The 16,383-nt window shown below is 53.1% G+C and carries 17 protein-coding genes; 7 read left to right on the top strand and 10 right to left on the bottom strand.

Annotation, left to right across the window (positions count from 1 at the left end; all coding sequences use genetic code 11):
• Window positions 1-41: 41 nt before the first annotated feature.
• Window positions 42-953, bottom strand: a complete 912-nt coding sequence (locus tag AB9L16_RS11955; protein WP_236168974.1) for a universal stress protein — start codon at window positions 951-953, stop codon at window positions 42-44.
• Window positions 954-1,177: 224 nt separating this feature from the next.
• On the opposite strand from AB9L16_RS11955, the gene AB9L16_RS11950 reads away from it, so the two are divergent.
• Entirely contained in the window at window positions 1,178-1,741 is a 564-nt protein-coding gene (locus AB9L16_RS11950; RefSeq protein ID WP_315434987.1) for a GNAT family N-acetyltransferase, read from the top strand.
• 53 nt (window positions 1,742-1,794) lie between these two features.
• Here AB9L16_RS11950 and AB9L16_RS11945 read toward each other — a convergent pair whose 3' ends face one another.
• From AB9L16_RS11945 to AB9L16_RS11930, 4 genes are all read right to left on the bottom strand, one after another.
• Window positions 1,795-2,718 carry a universal stress protein gene (locus tag AB9L16_RS11945; protein ID WP_095179814.1) on the bottom strand — a complete coding sequence of 308 codons (924 nt, stop codon included), beginning with the start codon at window positions 2,716-2,718 and terminating at the stop codon, window positions 1,795-1,797.
• Between the two features lie 100 nt (window positions 2,719-2,818).
• On the bottom strand, window positions 2,819-4,060 hold the full coding sequence (locus AB9L16_RS11940) for an MgtC/SapB family protein (RefSeq protein ID WP_375123635.1): 1,242 nt from the start codon (window positions 4,058-4,060) through the stop codon (window positions 2,819-2,821).
• 47 nt (window positions 4,061-4,107) lie between these two features.
• On the bottom strand, window positions 4,108-4,332 hold the full coding sequence (locus tag AB9L16_RS11935) for a hypothetical protein (protein WP_095179810.1): 225 nt from the start codon (window positions 4,330-4,332) through the stop codon (window positions 4,108-4,110).
• A gap of 35 nt (window positions 4,333-4,367) precedes the next feature.
• On the bottom strand, window positions 4,368-5,441 hold the full coding sequence (locus AB9L16_RS11930; RefSeq protein ID WP_375123634.1) for an NAD(P)-dependent alcohol dehydrogenase: 1,074 nt from the start codon (window positions 5,439-5,441) through the stop codon (window positions 4,368-4,370).
• A 255-nt stretch (window positions 5,442-5,696) separates the two neighbouring features.
• Between AB9L16_RS11930 and AB9L16_RS11925 the strand changes: the two genes are divergently transcribed.
• Complete coding sequence (locus tag AB9L16_RS11925) at window positions 5,697-6,623, top strand: universal stress protein (protein WP_252878069.1); 927 nt, start codon at window positions 5,697-5,699, stop codon at window positions 6,621-6,623.
• A 398-nt stretch (window positions 6,624-7,021) separates the two neighbouring features.
• Here AB9L16_RS11925 and AB9L16_RS11920 read toward each other — a convergent pair whose 3' ends face one another.
• From AB9L16_RS11920 to AB9L16_RS11900, 5 genes are all read right to left on the bottom strand, one after another.
• Window positions 7,022-7,270, bottom strand: a complete 249-nt coding sequence (locus tag AB9L16_RS11920; RefSeq protein WP_375123633.1) for a hypothetical protein — start codon at window positions 7,268-7,270, stop codon at window positions 7,022-7,024.
• Window positions 7,271-7,338: 68 nt separating this feature from the next.
• The gene (locus tag AB9L16_RS11915) at window positions 7,339-7,512 is read right to left on the bottom strand and encodes a hypothetical protein (protein WP_375123632.1); all 174 of its coding nucleotides are present in this window, start codon (window positions 7,510-7,512) and stop codon (window positions 7,339-7,341) included.
• Window positions 7,509-7,835, bottom strand: coding sequence for a hypothetical protein (locus AB9L16_RS11910; protein WP_375123631.1), 327 nt, complete (start codon window positions 7,833-7,835; stop codon window positions 7,509-7,511). Before AB9L16_RS11910 ends, AB9L16_RS11915 begins: the two co-directional genes overlap by 4 nt.
• A gap of 611 nt (window positions 7,836-8,446) precedes the next feature.
• Entirely contained in the window at window positions 8,447-8,758 is a 312-nt protein-coding gene (locus AB9L16_RS11905) for a hypothetical protein (protein ID WP_125916036.1), read from the bottom strand.
• Window positions 8,759-8,887: 129 nt separating this feature from the next.
• Window positions 8,888-9,106, bottom strand: a complete 219-nt coding sequence (locus AB9L16_RS11900) for a hypothetical protein (RefSeq protein ID WP_150638705.1) — start codon at window positions 9,104-9,106, stop codon at window positions 8,888-8,890.
• Window positions 9,107-9,542: 436 nt separating this feature from the next.
• On the opposite strand from AB9L16_RS11900, the gene AB9L16_RS11895 reads away from it, so the two are divergent.
• From AB9L16_RS11895 to AB9L16_RS11875, 5 genes are all read left to right on the top strand, one after another.
• Window positions 9,543-9,932 (top strand): (deoxy)nucleoside triphosphate pyrophosphohydrolase, encoded by a 390-nt coding sequence (locus tag AB9L16_RS11895; protein ID WP_375123630.1) that lies wholly within the window; start codon window positions 9,543-9,545, stop codon window positions 9,930-9,932.
• Window positions 9,925-10,749 (top strand): HNH endonuclease, encoded by an 825-nt coding sequence (locus tag AB9L16_RS11890; RefSeq protein WP_375123629.1) that lies wholly within the window; start codon window positions 9,925-9,927, stop codon window positions 10,747-10,749. Before AB9L16_RS11895 ends, AB9L16_RS11890 begins: the two co-directional genes overlap by 8 nt.
• A 15-nt stretch (window positions 10,750-10,764) precedes the next feature.
• The gene (locus tag AB9L16_RS11885) at window positions 10,765-10,968 is read left to right on the top strand and encodes a hypothetical protein (protein WP_375123628.1); all 204 of its coding nucleotides are present in this window, start codon (window positions 10,765-10,767) and stop codon (window positions 10,966-10,968) included.
• A 221-nt stretch (window positions 10,969-11,189) separates the two neighbouring features.
• Window positions 11,190-12,083, top strand: coding sequence for a hypothetical protein (locus AB9L16_RS11880; protein ID WP_375123627.1), 894 nt, complete (start codon window positions 11,190-11,192; stop codon window positions 12,081-12,083).
• Window positions 12,084-12,952: 869 nt separating this feature from the next.
• A complete protein-coding gene (locus tag AB9L16_RS11875) occupies window positions 12,953-16,060 on the top strand; it encodes a metallophosphoesterase (RefSeq protein WP_375123626.1) in 3,108 nt (1,035 codons plus the stop codon).
• Window positions 16,061-16,383 lie beyond the last annotated feature (323 nt).

The following is a 16,383-nucleotide window of genomic DNA, read 5'->3' as shown; positions in this document are numbered from 1 at the left end:
CGAGCCAGCGAACAGGCTGGCTCGCTACGCTGCGATCATGCTCACCGCACAGGCTCTTTCCTCACCGCCAGAATGCTCCCCGGCAGCGAATACAATGCGCGCTCGGTGGTGCTGCCGATCACGCGTTCGATGCCCACGCGATGAACCGTGCCCATCACCACCACGTCGGCCAGGTACTGCTCGACAAACTCATTGATGACCTGCACTGGATGGCCCATGACGAAGTGTCGACGCTCAGGTGGCACACCGTGACGATCGGCTAGCGCGACAAAAGCCTGATGCAGTGTCTGACGCAGCTCGTTCGCCAGATCTTCGTTCCAGCCACCGTTGATCATTGGTGCATCGCCGTTGAAAGCGGCGGACAAATCGTAGGCGCATAGCAGGTGCAACGGCACGTCGCATTGCAACGCCAAAGCGTTCGCCGATCGTATGATGACGTCGTTCAAGCCATTGATTTGGGTATCTGGATCAAACGGGTCAACGGCCGCGACGACACGATGCGGCAACGCATAGCGAATCTGATTGACCAGATGCACGGGGATCGGACACTCACGCAGCAGGTGACAATCGAGCGGCGTGATGAACACGCGCTTGAGCGCCGGTTCCAGTCGCACATCCTTGATTAACAGGTCGGGCTTGAGCACATGGACGGTCTTGAGGATGTCCAGCAGCGGATGGCTGGAGAAGACCACATCAACGGTGCCGTCCAGCCCCTGGTTGCTGAGCTGCTCGAGCTCATCGGCCACCCAGCGACGGTAGCGCCGCTGATAGCGCTGAGCATCCACGTCATCGATTTTTTCCTCCCACAGATGGGTGATCGGCACCGGCTCGACGAAGGCCCGCACATCCAGCGCCGCCCCGCTCGCCTTGGCCAGCGCGATGGCACGCAGCATCGCCGCCGATTGATGCAGCGTCTGGTCGGCGACCAGCAACAGACGTTCATATTGGCCCATCACACACCTCCGCTCGGCACCGGCGCGGTGGGCCGGCAGGCTTCAAGACTGCGCCCGCTCGCCCTGGCCGGGCTTTGATTTACATCAAGCCCGGGTCAATGAGCGAGGCGCATGGCAGCTGTCTGATGTAGATCAGATGTCGCCGTGGGCAACCGCGTAGAAGGGAGGCAAGCGGACGGTTTTCCAACCGCCCGCCAGCCTTTCGAACCGGATGGAGAATGACCATGCTCACCGTCAAAGACCACAACGATCAGGCCGTGGCCGCTTACGCGGCGGTTTCCGGTCAATACTGGATTGAGGCGCTCAAGGACGGTCGCCATGTATTGATCCGGCCGCTCACGGAGAAGGATCGCTTGCGCGAATACGACTTCATCAAGCGCCTGTCCCCCGAATCCAGGCACATGCGTTTTCTCGCCCAGATCGGCGAACCCGGCACTGCTCTGCTCGACCAGTTGATGGACACCGATAACAAACAGCGCACCGCCTTCATTGCACTGGTTCACGAGAACGGCAAGTTGATCGAAATCGGCATCAGCCGCTATGCCGGCACAGGCGGACATCAATGCGAGTGCGCGGTGACGGTCGCCGATGAATGGCAGCACTTGGGCTTGGGCACGTTGCTGATGGAACACTTGATCAAGGCCGCCCGCCACAACGGATTCCGCCAGATGTACTCGGTCGATGCCGCCAGTAACTCGGCGATGCGCGATCTGGCCAAAAGCCTGGGCTTCGAGACCCACAATGATCCGGACGACGCACGCCAGGTCATTCATCGTCTTGACCTGTAAATGAATCGCCCCGAGGTGAGTCGGCCAACGATTCACCTCGGGGCGTTCGTGTTTCAGGATTGCAGTGTGGGTTGCGGCTTGATCGCCAGCACACTGCAAGGTGCCCGATGCAGCAGCTGTTCGGCGGTGGTGCCTAACAACTTGCTCAAGCCGTGGTGCTGCACTGTGCCCATGACAATGACGTCGATCTGCTTGTTGATGGCGAACTCGCAGATACTGCGCACCGGTGCGCCCTCGATGAAGTGCCGGCGTGAGACCGGCACGCCGTGGCGCTCGGCCAGGGCCGTAAATGCCTCATGCTGCGCAGTGCCCAGCGCTTCATGAATCCCGGTGGCCAACGGCAATGCGCCGAACCCCATGTCCGTGGCGTAAACCGCCGTCCAGTCGTAAACATGCACCACATCAAGACTGGCATCGCACTGCGCGGCCAGTTGGGCGGCGGCATCGATGATCTGATCGTTGAACACGCAGTCCTGCTCTTCGCTGCGCAAGACATCGACGATGGCCAGCACACGGCGTGGGCGCGGATGGGTGTCGTCGGTCACCAGATGCACCGGCACCGGGCAATCGCGTAACAGTTGCCAGTCCAGCGGGGTGTAGAAAATACGCTCCAGCACGGACTCGTGCTGCACATCCTTGATGATCAATAGCAACGGCATCTCGTTGATGAACTGCAGGATCTCGGCGAAGGGATCCTGAACCCACATCACCTCGCTGGTGACCATGATCTGATGCCTTGCCAGCAACGACGCCTGCTCTGTGAGCCACTGCCGGTGAGTGCGCAGATAACCATCGCGGGCGAGGCGGATCTGCTCGGGGGCAAACAGCCCTGCCACTGCCAGCGCCTGCAAGTAATCGAAGGCCACGATGTGCAGCGGCAACTGCATGGCCTGGGCCAGCGCAGCCGCCCGCTCGAACGCTGGCGTGTGCTCCATGGCTGAAGGAGTGATCAACAGTAAACGCGGAGTCTGTGACATGGGATACCTCGGCATGCGGCCAGCCAGAACAAACAGTCTTCAGGGTGAATGCTGTGTCCATTGGCAGCTTGATCTTTGTCAGCAAGAGCACCGATTGCGCTCAAAACAGCACAGTGCCCGCCCACATGGCCAAGGTCAGCAATACCTGGCCCGGGATCACGCAGGCAGCGAAACGCCTGCCGCCGCTGACCCACGCCACCACGCATTTGCTCAACGAGTTACTGCTGACGGCAATCAGCGCTGGCACGACTATCGAGTCATAAGGCACCTGGCCCGCCTTGGCCAGGCTTGCGATGGACGCTGTGGCAGAGTGCGCATCGGCAAAGCCCGAAAGCATTGCGGTAAGCCACAAGCCTGCCTGACCAAAGTGGCTGAGCATGGCCGAGGAGACGAATGTGATGCCGGTAAGCGTCAATGTCACGATGACCGCGAGTTTCAGATTGAACGCCCCTGCCGTATCGACCGGTTTGCTGCGGCTCCCTCGCGTGGGGTCGGGAAACATCAGGCAGGCGCCGTACAACAACGTAGCGATCAGGCCGAAAAGCAGAGGCGTCCATATACTGTTCAGCAGATTCGGATCAACCATCATGAGGATCAGTCCGACCTGTATCACCGTTGCCAGATTGGAGAAAATCGCGGCCGCGCTGAGGATGCGGATATTGCCCGGCTCATGGGCAAGGCGTTGGCCCATGGTCGCGATCGTCACGGTACTGGAGGCGAAGCCGGATGCAATCGCGCTGATGACGTAGCCATAGCGCGAGCCCAAAGCGCGCACGGCAACGTGGCCGAACGCGCCGACCAGCATCAGCAACACCGTCACGGTACAAATGGTGCGCAGATTGATCGCGGCGTACGGGCCGATATATCGGTCCGGTGCCAATGGCAGTATTACCAGCGCGGCGATCAGCAAGATCAGGCCATCACGCATTTCCGTGTCGGACAACTGGCTGTTGGCAAAGTGATGCAGCGTCTGGCGATACGCCAAAAGGCCCGCAATCACCACGCCAAGGGCAATGGCCAGCGCCGGCGCAGTTGCGCACAACGCGCCCAGGATCAGCACCGCGATCAACGCCACCTCGCTGGTCACCCCGGGATCGTCGCTCTGACTGCGCCAGTAGGCGACACTGGTCAGCAATGTGACACAGCCGGCGACGATCCCCAGCAGCAGGCCACCGCCGACCTGTAGCGCGACATACCCCAACAGCGCGGTAATGGCGAACGTGCGCAAACCGGCGCAGTGTCGCGCATCGCCGGTGCCCTTGTGCCGTTCACGCTCAAGACCGATGAGCATGCCGATCCCCAACGCCGCAGCGGCGCCGGACAGATCAAAAACCTCATTCATGATGGGTAGCGTCCCGCAGGGTTTGCGCACCCTGCTCTGCACTTGGCTTATGGCGAGCATTCAGCACTTGCGCTGATGCGGCGAGCCGTTGCCGGCCTCGCTGGCAACGGCTGGGCAAACGCATTCGGCCACTCGTGAGGGGCGTTGATACGGGCCTCAAGCACCTCGACAAATTCCTGCGCAGCCTTAAGGCTCCTGAAGCCCACATCCCAGTCATCCATGTGCACGACCCAGCCATGGGGAGCGTGTTTTTCAGCGATCTTGATGTTCATGCAAACCCCGGTTTCAGCGGCACGCCAAGGTGCTTTCAAGGAGTGATTGCGACTTTCATGACCCCGTCGCGTTGATGAGCGAACAACTCATACGCCTGCTCGATGTCGTCCAGCCTGAAACGGTGAGTCACCAGCGGTGACAGATCGACGGCGCCGCTCTGCACCACCGCCATCAGGCGCCGCATGCGCTCCTTGCCGCCGGGGCACAGGGTGGAAACGATGCTGTAATCGCCCAATCCGGCGGCAAACGCGCCGAGCGGGATGTGCAGATCGCTGGAATACACCCCGAGGCTGGACAAGCGCCCACCCGGGCGCAGCACCCGCAATGCCGACTCGAACGTGCCTTGGGTGCCCAGCGCTTCGATGGACACATCCACGCCACGGCCATCGGTCAACGCCATGATCTGCTCCACCACATTGCCGTCCTTGAAATTGACGGTATGGGTCGCGCCCAGTTGGCGCGCCATGGCCATGCGTTCGGGCACCGCGTCGACACCGATAATCGTGGTGGCGCCCTTCAGGCACGCTCCGGCCACGGCGCAGAGGCCGATGGGACCCAATGCAAATACTGCGACAGCGTCGCCGATGGCGATCTCGCCCCGCTCCGCCCCCGAGAACCCGGTGGACATGATGTCCGGGCACATCAGGACCTGCTCATCGCTCAACTCATCGGGGATCGGGCACAGGTTGGCCTGTGCATCCGGCACCAATACGTACTCGGCCTGGCAACCGTCGATCGTGTTGCCAAACTTCCAGCCGCCAATGGCCTTGAAGCCGTGCCGGGTGTCGGGGCCGTCCTGCGAGCCGCAGCCACACAGGCACGCGTAACTGTGCCCGCTTGGGGTGATGGCACCGGCGATCACTCGCTGCCCTTCGATAAAACCGCGTACTTGCGAGCCCAATCGCTCAATGATGCCGACCGGTTCGTGCCCGATGGTCAGCCCTTTGGCCACTGGATATTCGCCGCGCAGGATATGTACGTCGGTGCCGCAAATGGTGGTGGTGGTCACGCGGATCAACGCATCCAGCGGCCCGACCTCGGGAATCGGCTTGTCATCGAGCACGATGCGGTTTTTTTCAACGAATATTGCGGCTTTCATGGTGGCCATGATGACTTTCCCTCCGCCGACAGGTGAGTGCAGAGCAGAGCTTGAGCCGCGGCGACAGGGTCGTAGTTGATAATGGTCAACTATCCGAGGATCAGTGGTCTTGCTCGACCGTACATCCGCTCACGACCACGCGCTGATGTCTGGTTGATAAATATCAACCCCGCCCTGCTGGCTCGCTCCAGGATAAGCGCATGCGCCACTACTCACTCCTGGCATGCAGCGCAATGCTTGGGTGACTACCTCGGGAGTTCTGTCATGTCTGAGCAATCGCGTTTCATGCTGGTCGTGTCGCCGCTGATGAAAAACAGTCCCGCATTCGACCGCGCCGCCGCACTGGCCAAAGCGTCGGATGCCGCACTGCATATTGTCGCGTTTGATTATCTGGAGGGCCTGGCGACCGCAGGAATGGTCAACGAGCAAGCCCTGGAGCAGATGCGTCTGGGCTATGTCGAACGCCATCATCAATGGCTCGAAGACCAGGCCCGGCCGCTGCGCAAGATCGGAGTGACCGTCACCACCGAGGTCGTCTGGGTGGACAATCCTTTGAAGGAGATCCTCATCCATTTGAAGGAACAGCCGATGGCCGCCCTTGTAAAGGCTCTGGAGCACGAATCAGTTCTGTCGCGACTGATGTTCACCCCGCTGGACATCCACCTGTTGCGCGAATGCCCGGTGCCGCTGCATTTTGTCAGCCACGCTCAAAACGCACTGCCACGCCGAATCGTCGCGGCGGTCGACCCCTTCCATCGTGATGGCCAATACCAGGGCCTCAACGACCGGATCCTGCGCGAAGCAGCAAGACTGGCCGGTATCTGCAATGGCAGCCTGGACGTAATTTATGCTCATGACCTGTCATCGATCAGCGCTGCCGAATTCGGCTTCAATAACGCGTCCGCGATCTTTTCTTCCAGCGCAGCCAAGAAACTGTTCGACGCCCAAGGCGAAGCTTTCCAGGCGCTGGCTGCACGCAACAACATTCCGGCAGAAAACCAGCACATGATTGTGGGCGATCCCGCCAAGGTGCTTTCCAGCTATGCCGATGCTTACGACATCGATGTGATCGTAATGGGCCGCGTCACTCATCGAGGAATAGGCCGACTGGTTGGCAGCACGGTCGAGCATCTGTTGTACAAAATGCCCTGTAGCGTATGGGTGGTAGCGCCGGAAACACTTACTCGCTGATGGATGCAGTCGACGCTGAAGAAAGGAGTGGAACTTCAGGCACCAGACGGCGACGGAATGGCCAGTCAGGAGCGTGGAAAACATTTCCACGGCACAAAAAATAAGGGCTTGCATGACATATGTCATGCAAGCCCTTGATATTTATGGTGCCCGAAGCCGGAATCGAACCGGCACGCCCTTACGAGCGGGGGATTTTAAGTCCATTATTTTTTCCTTATAAATCATAACCTTATGGTGATGATTTTTTCCGCATCACACAAATTCTCTGTTCGTTTTAGGGTAGTGAAACCAGGAGCTCAAAACAAATTGCGGAAAGAATTCGGGCCGCCAGAAGCCCGTATTTCAAGCAAAGGCAGTCGGATGTAGGTCTGTAGAAATGGCCTTGAAGCTGTCACCGGTTACAGCTCTACATTGAATCCGCTGAGGCCCACGCCTTCGGCAAAACGCCCCACGGCGGTCAGGCTGGCCCAGGTGCGCAGCGGTTCACGTCGCGAGCGCACCGGCACCCAGCGGGCGCCGCTGCCGCCCAGGCGAATCGACAGGCCCCAGTCGGAACCGCCGTCGATCCTGGCCACCAGGCATTCGCGAACCGCGTGTTGTTCGACCAGGGCGCGCAACACCTCTTCGTGAATGCCGTCGCAGATCATGCTTGCAACGCCTCGCGCTGGGCCTGGACGGCGTTGTCGAGCAACCGGTACAAACCTTCGATGGCGCCTTAGTTCAGAGCACGCACGGTTTCGATGCCGAAGACAAACCCCTCGGCGCGATCCGCCACGCGCTGCAGCTCCTCAAGGCTGAGACAGGTCTCGATCCGGGCCAGGAAATTGCCGGTCTGCATGTAAACGGACGCCGGCAGGTTCAGCGCGTCCAGCGCCTCGACCTGGTTCATTGCCATTTCCATCCTTGGAGGTTGGCAGGCGGCTCAAGCGGCAGTTCGTACTGCTCGACATTGATCAGCAGCCAGCCGCCGCCCGGTTCGTTGCTGCCATCGACAATCGGGCCTTGCAGCACCAGACCGCCGGGCATGATCACCTGTATGGCATTGGCTTCAGGGGGGCCTTGCAGATAGTGGTCAAACTCAAGGCGAAAGCGCTGCTGCCCGACCTTGAGGATACGGACGTTCAATTCGTAGGTGGTCAGCTGGTTCGGTGGCTGCCCCCGGTAGAGGGCCAGCACGCCGACGCTGGCCGAGCCTTCATAGGCGTAAGACATAAGCCTGTTCCTGATCCGTGGGATCGGCCTGGACGTTTGCCAGAGCGTTAGGGAATGGTAGACCAGCCCCGGCCAGGGTGGTTTCCACGGCCACAAAAAAAGGCCCCCACACCGGGGTCGGGTGTGGGGACCAATTGAACATAGGCTGGAATTCAATGAACAGGTCATTAAGGCCGCTATCGGCCAATAGCTGCCTCTCATTTCAGCAGCAATGGGCAGGTGAAGACTGCATCTTATGACTGAGTACGGGTGCAATTCAGAGGGGGCATTTCTTCATTGAGAGCCGTAGTCGTTGCCATTCATTCCAGCAGTCCTCGGCGACTAAGTCCCGGAACCCACGTTCGTTCTCCATATCCAGGGCGACGTCGAATGGAACTGCAACACACGTCGCGTGATCACGAATTTTGAGTGCCTCGGACTCTGTAAGTGGGGAGCCTTTGTTCGTTTCGGCGCTTTGCAAAGCCACCGAAAGCGCCGGAATGAATACAACGCAAAGCTGTTCCGTCATCTGTTGCTTGCCTCAATTGTGCGAGAAGGCCGAAAGATTACGCTGGTCGCTTAATCACGGCTATTGGCCAGAAGCTGCCTCCCAGGCAGCGAACCGTGAATGGTCACTCGTCAAACAAGGTCCAGCCATGACAAATGCCGGCAAAGTCTTTTGCCGTAAAAAATAATGTCAGTTCCTTTGGGTCAAATTCTTTGTAGAGCCAATGCCCAGGAATGGGGCCTCTCGTTATCGCGTATTCCAAGCGGTATTTTTGAACAGGTCCAAAACCGAAGGATCGTGAATTCAACTCAAACCTGTCACCTCTGTTGAGCGCCCATAGCTTTTCAACAAGGCAGTCATCAAGCACCACCTCTCCCGCTACCTCAATCAGATACTTTGAATGAAGTTTCTGTTGAAGCCTAACGCTTCTGGCCATGCATCAACCTACCTATGAACAGTCCGCGCATCGGCGCAATAATACTTGAACATGATGACGACCGCTTTGGGTTGGAAAAAAGTGCGTTGAGCGTCCGCTTTTGGTCGATTGCAGCCAACCAGGACGCCCCTAGCGCTGCCGTAGCCGCATGATCGCACCTGTAATCGCCGTTGCGTTTATATCCAGTGTTTCCAAAGCTGCAACGGCATTATCGGCAACAACGTCTGCGCCAGCCCCTGAAATCCAATGGCTAATCTCTTCAATCGCCGCCGCCAGGGCATGCTGGTTATGCAGGAGCAATGTCAGAGCATCTGCCGTAGCAATGTTGGAGTCTGAGTCATATGGCATGGAAGTCGTCCTTGTACCTAAGTTTGGAGAAGCCTAGTTCATCAGATGGATGATGAAGGCAGTGATCCATTCAGCAGGCACTATTTACGCACCGATATAGTGCGCCAGTCCCATCTCAGTCCCATATGGCCTTTTTTCAGACATCAAAAACCACAAACCCCCGACTTTCTCTAGGAAAATCAGGGGCTTGCGTTTACTGAATGTGGCGGTGAAGGAGAGATTCGAACTCCAAATCCCTAACGACCATCAACATTCATCGCGACCCTGACAACGGCAGCTTTCGGCCAAAAATGGACATCAAGAGCGTCTATAAAACTTAGGGCGGTTCACAAATTGATCGACCTTGGTCTAGATTCAAAACGGATGAGGGAATCGGCTATGATGATGGCCATTTGTTAATATGGTGCTTTTGGCCCCGGCGATAAGGACTCGCGACATGAAAAAACCGGTGGCCGCTGCAGTCGTTCATCTTGATGGGAAAATTCTCATCACTCGTAGGGCTCCAGGTCAAAAACTCGAGGGCCTGTGGGAGTTTCCAGGCGGCAAGCTTGAACACGAAGAATCTGCCCTGGAGTGCATTACCCGTGAGTTACGTGAGGAGCTTGGTGTTGAGTCTGTCGCCGGCGAAATACTCACCACCACGACTTACACCTATCCCGGCGGTGAGATCGAACTGATCGCCATTTCGGTTCAGCTGCAATCCACTCAGTTCACCTTGCAGGTCCACGACCGGTTTCAGTGGGTGCTACCTCAAGAACTCCTTCAATACAACTTGGCTCCTGCCGACATTCCCATTGCCCAAGAGATCATCCGGAAATATGGCTAATTTCATTTCTCCTGTCCCCGGATCAAACCTTAAAAACGAAGACCTAATTCTTCATTTTTTGTGCAGTCCTCAAGGTGGAATGCGCCGGTCAAATCGAACCAACACTCTCGTCATTGTTTCTAATCACGTGGCGTCAATTTACGACGATCGCTGGGTCGAAGATGTATTGCATTACACCGGTATGGGTCAGGTCGGTGATCAATCTCTTGCGTTCAACCAAAACAGAACACTGAACGAATCGCGCATTAATGGAGTGGCCGTACATCTATTCGAAGTCTTTACCGCCAAGACCTATACCTACATCGGTGAGGTAATGCTGGCTGATGAGCCATACCAAGAGAGACAACCGGATGTAGAAGGGCAGGACCGCTTTGTTTGGGTTTTCCCTTTGCGTTTGAAATCGGGCACTCCGCCGGCAATTTCTGATGTCACGCTGCAGCAACTCAATCGGGTCAAGGAAAAACAGGCCCGGAAATTGAGTGACGCTGAGGTAGAAGCGTTAGCCCGGCGTCAAGGACGGGTCAATGTTGGGAAGCGCAGCGCCAGAGTCACGCAACACCAGCGCTCACCATGGGTAGCAGAGCACGCTAAGCGTAGATCCAAGGGGCGATGTGATTTGTGCCAGGAAGCCTCTCCGTTCAACAGGAAGGATGGGACGCCATATCTGGAGACACACCATATCGAGTGGCTTGTACATGGTGGAGCAGATACGGTGGAAAACACAGTTGCTCTCTGCCCCAACTGCCATAGAAAAATGCATGTGCTTGACGACCAGGCTGACAAAATATTTTTGGTCGCACGGATCAATTCCCACTAATTAAAGGAGCTATGTGTGGACGAGGAAATCAGTTTTGAAGATGAAGAGACAAAGTACAGCGGCACCTACTCGGTTCACGGAGATGAGCTCATAGTTTATCTACCTGACGGTAGCCAGCGGGCAACCACGTTGCGTGGCCTTGACCCTGAAGTGACTGCCTTAACTCATCTACGTGGGTTTGTACTGCCCTCGAAAAACGTTGATCGGACTGGTAACTGACAGTCAGCATCGTTATGCCGTGATCAGAAAACCCATCGGTAGGTCGTCATGAGTGGCTGTTCCCGGCTAGAGGCGGACATTTTTTTTGAATCCATACTTTACCTTGAGCACGCACAGCGCCGCCTACAGAGCGCGCTCACTCCGGCTTACAGATGAGTTTGATTTGCTTGCATGCAAGTTTAAGTAATTAGCGCAAAATTAACGGATCCGGGAGTTTTTAGATGGCAAGCACTGAGATTAAAAACACTCTTTGCCCCTATCTGGTCAGACCTCTGATAGAGGTTGGGCAGATTAATAGGGAGCATGTACTACCAGTAGGAATAGGCGCTCCGGAGTCATTTTTTGTAGAGGCAGCATTGTCTGAGAATAGTCGGCTTAATGAGCTGATTGACGCTCCAATGGTAAATGACCAACTTATTAAAATGCTTTGCATGATGGCCGACATCCACGGACGCTCTGGTGGGAAGACTGCAACCATGCATGGAGAGACCGAGGTGGGAGGTCGATTTACTGCGAATGTTAGCAAGGAAAGTATTGATTTCAAATATCGAAAACCTATTGAAAAGAACAAGCTCACTGGGGATTTTTTGGTAAAAGGCTTTAGCGAAGAGGTTTTTGAGGAAGCGGCTAAAATTGCCAAGAATATGGCTGACAAGGGGAGAAGTGGACAAGGCGATATAACCATGCTTATCCACAGCAAAGAGCGCTTGGATATGAGCTTTTACAGTGATTTTATGTTGATTGTACGCGAGGCAATCAAGGCGGCTTACCTATTTACTGTCAAGACTTATGGGGATATTGCAATAACTTCTAAGAGCGGGCATGTGTTTAGAGCCGCCTTTGAGGCTCGTACTGAAGAAAAACTCAGAGCGTCAGGGCTGTATTGGCAGCAGCTGCCTGCCGACCATTACGAGCCTATTGTTAAACTTACTGCTAAGCATCATATGTTCATGACAAGCATAAAGGAGGATATGATGTACACTCAGGTAATCTTGTTTGGAGGGTTGTCATTTATTTTTTGGACTCCTCGGGATGACATAGAGTTCGAGCATGATGGCTGTGGAAAGCTGATTGATGCATCCAAGCAGTGTTTTATTGATAGGCCAGAAGATTGAGGTTGTATGTCATTGACTTAGGTTTTTAATTTCTGCACATGATTTCCTGAACTCTGGCGGCGTCCGGTGCGAATTAAATGAATGCCAACCAACACACTGATAACAATGCTTGCGGTCGCCACCGTCAGCTTTTAGCCGAACGCGGCTGCTTATGAGAGACGGCTTTCGACCATAAGCAGACGTTCAAGGTTGCCTCTCGCGGTTGGTAGAGTTCGGGCCAAAGCACGCTTTCCTCGAGACACTTACGTATTACAGCTGCAAGCTGTGAAGTGTAAAAAGATGCGATTGTCAAGGACTTCCGCTCTTCTAATTTTACCATTGATCGCATTCGCGGTATGTCCAGAGTTTTCATGCGGGGACTGAGCAAGCGATTGAAGTTATTAGCTACTGATTGTATTTAAACATTCACATAAGGATAGGATGTTTTGCACGTACGCAGTCGATCATCTGGGTAATCATCTTGATTCAGTCTGAAGTCACGTCTACCGAGCCGAGGATGGCATCAATTGAGACGCATGAAATAGCGCGCTTGACCTGGCTTGCACGATCTGGATATATTGATAAAACTAATATTATGACCCAGGGTTTCATGCACCTCCTTTAAATTGTAGTAACTGTCGAAAGGAATCGATTATAATGACCAATCTTAATTTGACCTCCTTAAGCGCTTTTGCGCCATGTTTGATGCAAAGTCAAATAAATGGAAGCCGGGCGTTGTGCAGGCTACGCAGTCTCGTATCGACGCTTAAGTTCGAAAGATACCTGTCAACTTGCTATATATAAAGCAATTAGTTTTAGGTGTTGTAGCCGGCCAAGTTCTCACAAAATAATTTCGATCTAGGTAAGATCGCCACAACATTGGTAAATACATGAAAAAAGAATTAGTCTGGCTACACTTATCAGATATCCACTTCCATCCAAAGACCGCTTGGCGCGATAATGTAATCCGCCGTGAATTGTTGACTTTTTTGAGCCGTAGATTCGCCAGCGGCCTGCAGAAGCCGGACATCATATTCTGCACGGGGGATATTGCATTTGGAGAAACCAGCGGTGCCCCACTCAAAGAGCAGTATAAGGAGGCAGCAAAGTTCTTCGATGATTTGCTTCAGTGTTGCGATCTTACCAAAGATAGATTATTCCTAGTCCCTGGAAATCATGATGTTAATAGAAAAAACATTTCAGGTGACCAGCAGGCGAGACTGGTCGAGATGGCGGAAAAATCGCGAAATCATGTTGGAGAGATTAATGAGCGGTTTGCAGATTGTACTTTTGATCACAAATCCGCAATGGGAAGACTAGTCGAATATGGAGATTTTGTTAAAGAATATCGTCCGGAGTTATACAAAGAACACTATCATTTATACGCCCATACTTTAGAAATTAACGATTTTATCGTAGGCGTAGCTGGATTTAACTCTGCGTGGAGTTGCGCGGGACCAGAAGATGATCGTCATGTATGGCTTGCAAGCGAGTGGCAGTTTAATTATATGTCGGAAATAATCAATGGTGCGGATATTCGGATTGGCTTAATTCATCATCCGTTCGATTGGCTTAGTGAAGCTGAGCAACATGACGCAGAAAGTCGTGCAAGTAGGAGTCTACACTTTCTTCTACATGGTCATACTCATACATCTTGGGTCCGCCCTACTGAAAACTGCATTCAGTTAGCCGCGGGCGCCGTAGGAGCAGATACCATAGATCAATTTGGTGTTAACTTAGTGAGGACCGACCCGCTCACTGGAGCAACCACTGCCCATTTATTCGGGTATAACAAAGGTTGGACAATACAGCCAGTTGCCGACCACGCTGATGAAGGGCAATGGAGTTTCAACTCTTCCCTTAGACTTAAGAGGCCGCAGAAATATAGCGCAGGGTCAGATGCAAATACTCAGGCTGTGAATCACCCTTCATTGCCTTATGTGCCACCATTTTGTGGGCGCGAAAAACTTCTCAATGTGCTAACTGATTATCTAGAGCATAACTCATCGATTGCTTTGTACGGAATGAGTGGGAATGGGAAAACGGCGCTAATCAAAAAACTTCATGACCAAGTGAACTTTAACTCCTTAAAGTTTCTCGATATAAATTGTAGCAAGCAAATAACCGCAGGAGAGATATTTCGCAGGTTGCTGGATGTTCTAAATAATCGCCGAGAAGATCCGCAGCCGCCGAGCGGAGTAACTTCAAGAGAAATGGCAGCGGGGTTGCTGAAATCCTATCCCGACCCCCACACAGCCTATATCTGGGTAAACAACGCACACTTACTTATGCACAATAGTAAATGGCGAAATGCGGAAGTACGTATTTTGCTAGAAAGCCTCTCAATTGCTTTTCCCGATTGGAAATTTGTTTTTGAACTTAATGAAAAGGTCGATGACGGCAGTTTCGGCGTTAACTGTCTACTTTATGAGGTTCCAGGCTTGGATAAGTCGGGGTTCGCTCAACTACTTGTTGAAAGTGCTCCTCTGGGACAGGAAGAGGAATGGACCTATTCAGGCAATAGTCTGAAAGCTCTATTCCAATGGTTAGGAGGTGGGCACGGGGGAACCGCTCACACGTTAGCCGCAGAATTACTTGCGTCTATCGCGCGGGAAAAACGCTCTACACCATGGGATGTTTATCAAACAATACGCCAAGACGTTATTGATCGATTAGACGAAAAATTACTTTCCATATTACATGATGAAATAATCGGGGATAGCGAACGCAGTCTTTTGAGGGTTCTGGCACTTTATAGAAATGCAATCCCACAAGACCATGCTGACAAGCTAGAGGATGGCATTGGTGTAAGTCATGCATGGCAAAAATTAAGAAGACTTGGTCTTTTGCCGATTGACAATAACAAAGATCATTATTTACACGGATTTATTACCGGCTGGATTCGCCAAAAAATGGCTCTCGGTGACGCAGAGTTTTCTCCAGACTACGCTAGCAGCATACCTGAAGAAATCTCCAGTAAGCACTTGCTAATTGCTCAATGTTGGCAACATCAAATTGGCAGGCAGATAGAGCAGATTAACCTACAGAGAGCAAACGAGGCTTTTTATCATCTGCTTTGTGCGGATTCCCTCGCTGATATAGATATTTGGATTGCTCATTTGGAAGGAAAGGAAATAGGCTGGAGCGAGAGTGCCCTCTGGGGAATATATCATCGACGGCGGGATGCAGGAGAAAGTGTTATTCGGCAACAGGAAGTTTTGCAGATAATAGTAAATATTTATCCTCGAGACTCCAAGGCTTGGCGCTTTTATGGTGAAAGCTTGCAAAAAACTCAGAGTTTGGGTTGCGATGAAGCGATCTACGCATTTGAAAAAGCGTTGCAGTTGAATCCCAACTTTCCGCCAGGTGTTGCCAACCTTGGACAAGCACTTTTGGCACAGGGTAAAGCTGGCGCTGAATTTTTTTTAGAACGACTAGAAACTCATCAAAAAGATTATCCAGACTCTGTCAATAATTATGTTCAATCGATCCAAAATCGCTGTATTCAATTAGTCGTGGATGCAGCGGAGGCTTCCCGTCAGCGCCGATTGGCCATTGAAGAAGGAAGTATGAATTCGGCTCTTTATAATGAAGAGGCCTTATATCAACTGGAGCAGCAGCAAAACCCAGATAAGTCACTAAAGATATTAGAAAAAGCTCAGTCCTTCGGCGCTACAGATGTGTATACAGACTCCATTTTGGGAAAAATTTTAGAGCAATTAGGTCGTGGTCCCGAGGCTTCACAGTTGCGTATGAACTTAATTCTCGAAGGCACAGTTGATGATGTGATTTTTTGCGACGAGATTTATTATCAGTTAGAAAAAGCCGAAGACTTACCGAAGTCGATTGAGTTATTAAATCTTTTTGAGGCGAAAGGTGGAAGTCAATCATGGATTGAGCGTCTTCGGCGGAAGATACTTACAATGCAAAGCCAAAAAAATCATAGCTATGTAGCTGGAAAGAAAATATTCAAATGGTCACTACCTCATCATGGATGACGCCATTTAAAAAATAGCCTGTAAAAGCGAGATTTGCTTGTCGTCTTAGAACTATAGATTTTGTCGTTAGTTTTAGTGGCTATTCTCGCTATCTGCTACCAAGCTGATTATAGGGCGCCTAACTTCTAACAAGTTAGTCCTTCTTCGTGCTTATGCGTCTTGAGCGTCCGTTCTTGGCCGGAAGGTGCCGATTTCAACCGTCCGCTTCTGGCCGTTAGCGGCCATACCGAGTGACATTTGCGCACAATCAAAGCGGAATACTCTGGTCATAATCCATTGAAATTACTCGTTTTAGTCATGGACTTGAAAACCGTCGACTGTAA

This window comes from Pseudomonas sp. LW8 (assembly GCF_041956865.1).
Taxonomy (GTDB): domain Bacteria; phylum Pseudomonadota; class Gammaproteobacteria; order Pseudomonadales; family Pseudomonadaceae; genus Aquipseudomonas; species Aquipseudomonas siliginis.
The sequence above is the reverse complement of the archived record's forward strand: the minus strand, read 5'-3'. Positions and strand labels throughout refer to the sequence as shown.

What these genes read in the sequence shown, in the direction of transcription:
- AB9L16_RS11955 (WP_236168974.1), bottom strand. Translation starts at nt 953, where the DNA reads ATGGGCCAATATGAACGTCTGTTGCTGGTCGCCGACCAGACGCTGCAT.
- AB9L16_RS11950 (WP_315434987.1), top strand. Translation starts at nt 1,178, where the DNA reads ATGCTCACCGTCAAAGACCACAACGATCAGGCCGTGGCCGCTTACGCG.
- AB9L16_RS11945 (WP_095179814.1), bottom strand. Translation starts at nt 2,718, where the DNA reads ATGTCACAGACTCCGCGTTTACTGTTGATCACTCCTTCAGCCATGGAG.
- AB9L16_RS11940 (WP_375123635.1), bottom strand. Translation starts at nt 4,060, where the DNA reads ATGAATGAGGTTTTTGATCTGTCCGGCGCCGCTGCGGCGTTGGGGATC.
- AB9L16_RS11935 (WP_095179810.1), bottom strand. Translation starts at nt 4,332, where the DNA reads ATGAACATCAAGATCGCTGAAAAACACGCTCCCCATGGCTGGGTCGTG.
- AB9L16_RS11930 (WP_375123634.1), bottom strand. Translation starts at nt 5,441, where the DNA reads ATGGCCACCATGAAAGCCGCAATATTCGTTGAAAAAAACCGCATCGTG.
- AB9L16_RS11925 (WP_252878069.1), top strand. Translation starts at nt 5,697, where the DNA reads ATGTCTGAGCAATCGCGTTTCATGCTGGTCGTGTCGCCGCTGATGAAA.
- AB9L16_RS11920 (WP_375123633.1), bottom strand. Translation starts at nt 7,270, where the DNA reads ATGATCTGCGACGGCATTCACGAAGAGGTGTTGCGCGCCCTGGTCGAA.
- AB9L16_RS11915 (WP_375123632.1), bottom strand. Translation starts at nt 7,512, where the DNA reads ATGAACCAGGTCGAGGCGCTGGACGCGCTGAACCTGCCGGCGTCCGTT.
- AB9L16_RS11910 (WP_375123631.1), bottom strand. Translation starts at nt 7,835, where the DNA reads ATGTCTTACGCCTATGAAGGCTCGGCCAGCGTCGGCGTGCTGGCCCTC.
- AB9L16_RS11905 (WP_125916036.1), bottom strand. Translation starts at nt 8,758, where the DNA reads ATGGCCAGAAGCGTTAGGCTTCAACAGAAACTTCATTCAAAGTATCTG.
- AB9L16_RS11900 (WP_150638705.1), bottom strand. Translation starts at nt 9,106, where the DNA reads ATGCCATATGACTCAGACTCCAACATTGCTACGGCAGATGCTCTGACA.
- AB9L16_RS11895 (WP_375123630.1), top strand. Translation starts at nt 9,543, where the DNA reads ATGAAAAAACCGGTGGCCGCTGCAGTCGTTCATCTTGATGGGAAAATT.
- AB9L16_RS11890 (WP_375123629.1), top strand. Translation starts at nt 9,925, where the DNA reads ATGGCTAATTTCATTTCTCCTGTCCCCGGATCAAACCTTAAAAACGAA.
- AB9L16_RS11880 (WP_375123627.1), top strand. Translation starts at nt 11,190, where the DNA reads ATGGCAAGCACTGAGATTAAAAACACTCTTTGCCCCTATCTGGTCAGA.
- AB9L16_RS11875 (WP_375123626.1), top strand. Translation starts at nt 12,953, where the DNA reads ATGAAAAAAGAATTAGTCTGGCTACACTTATCAGATATCCACTTCCAT.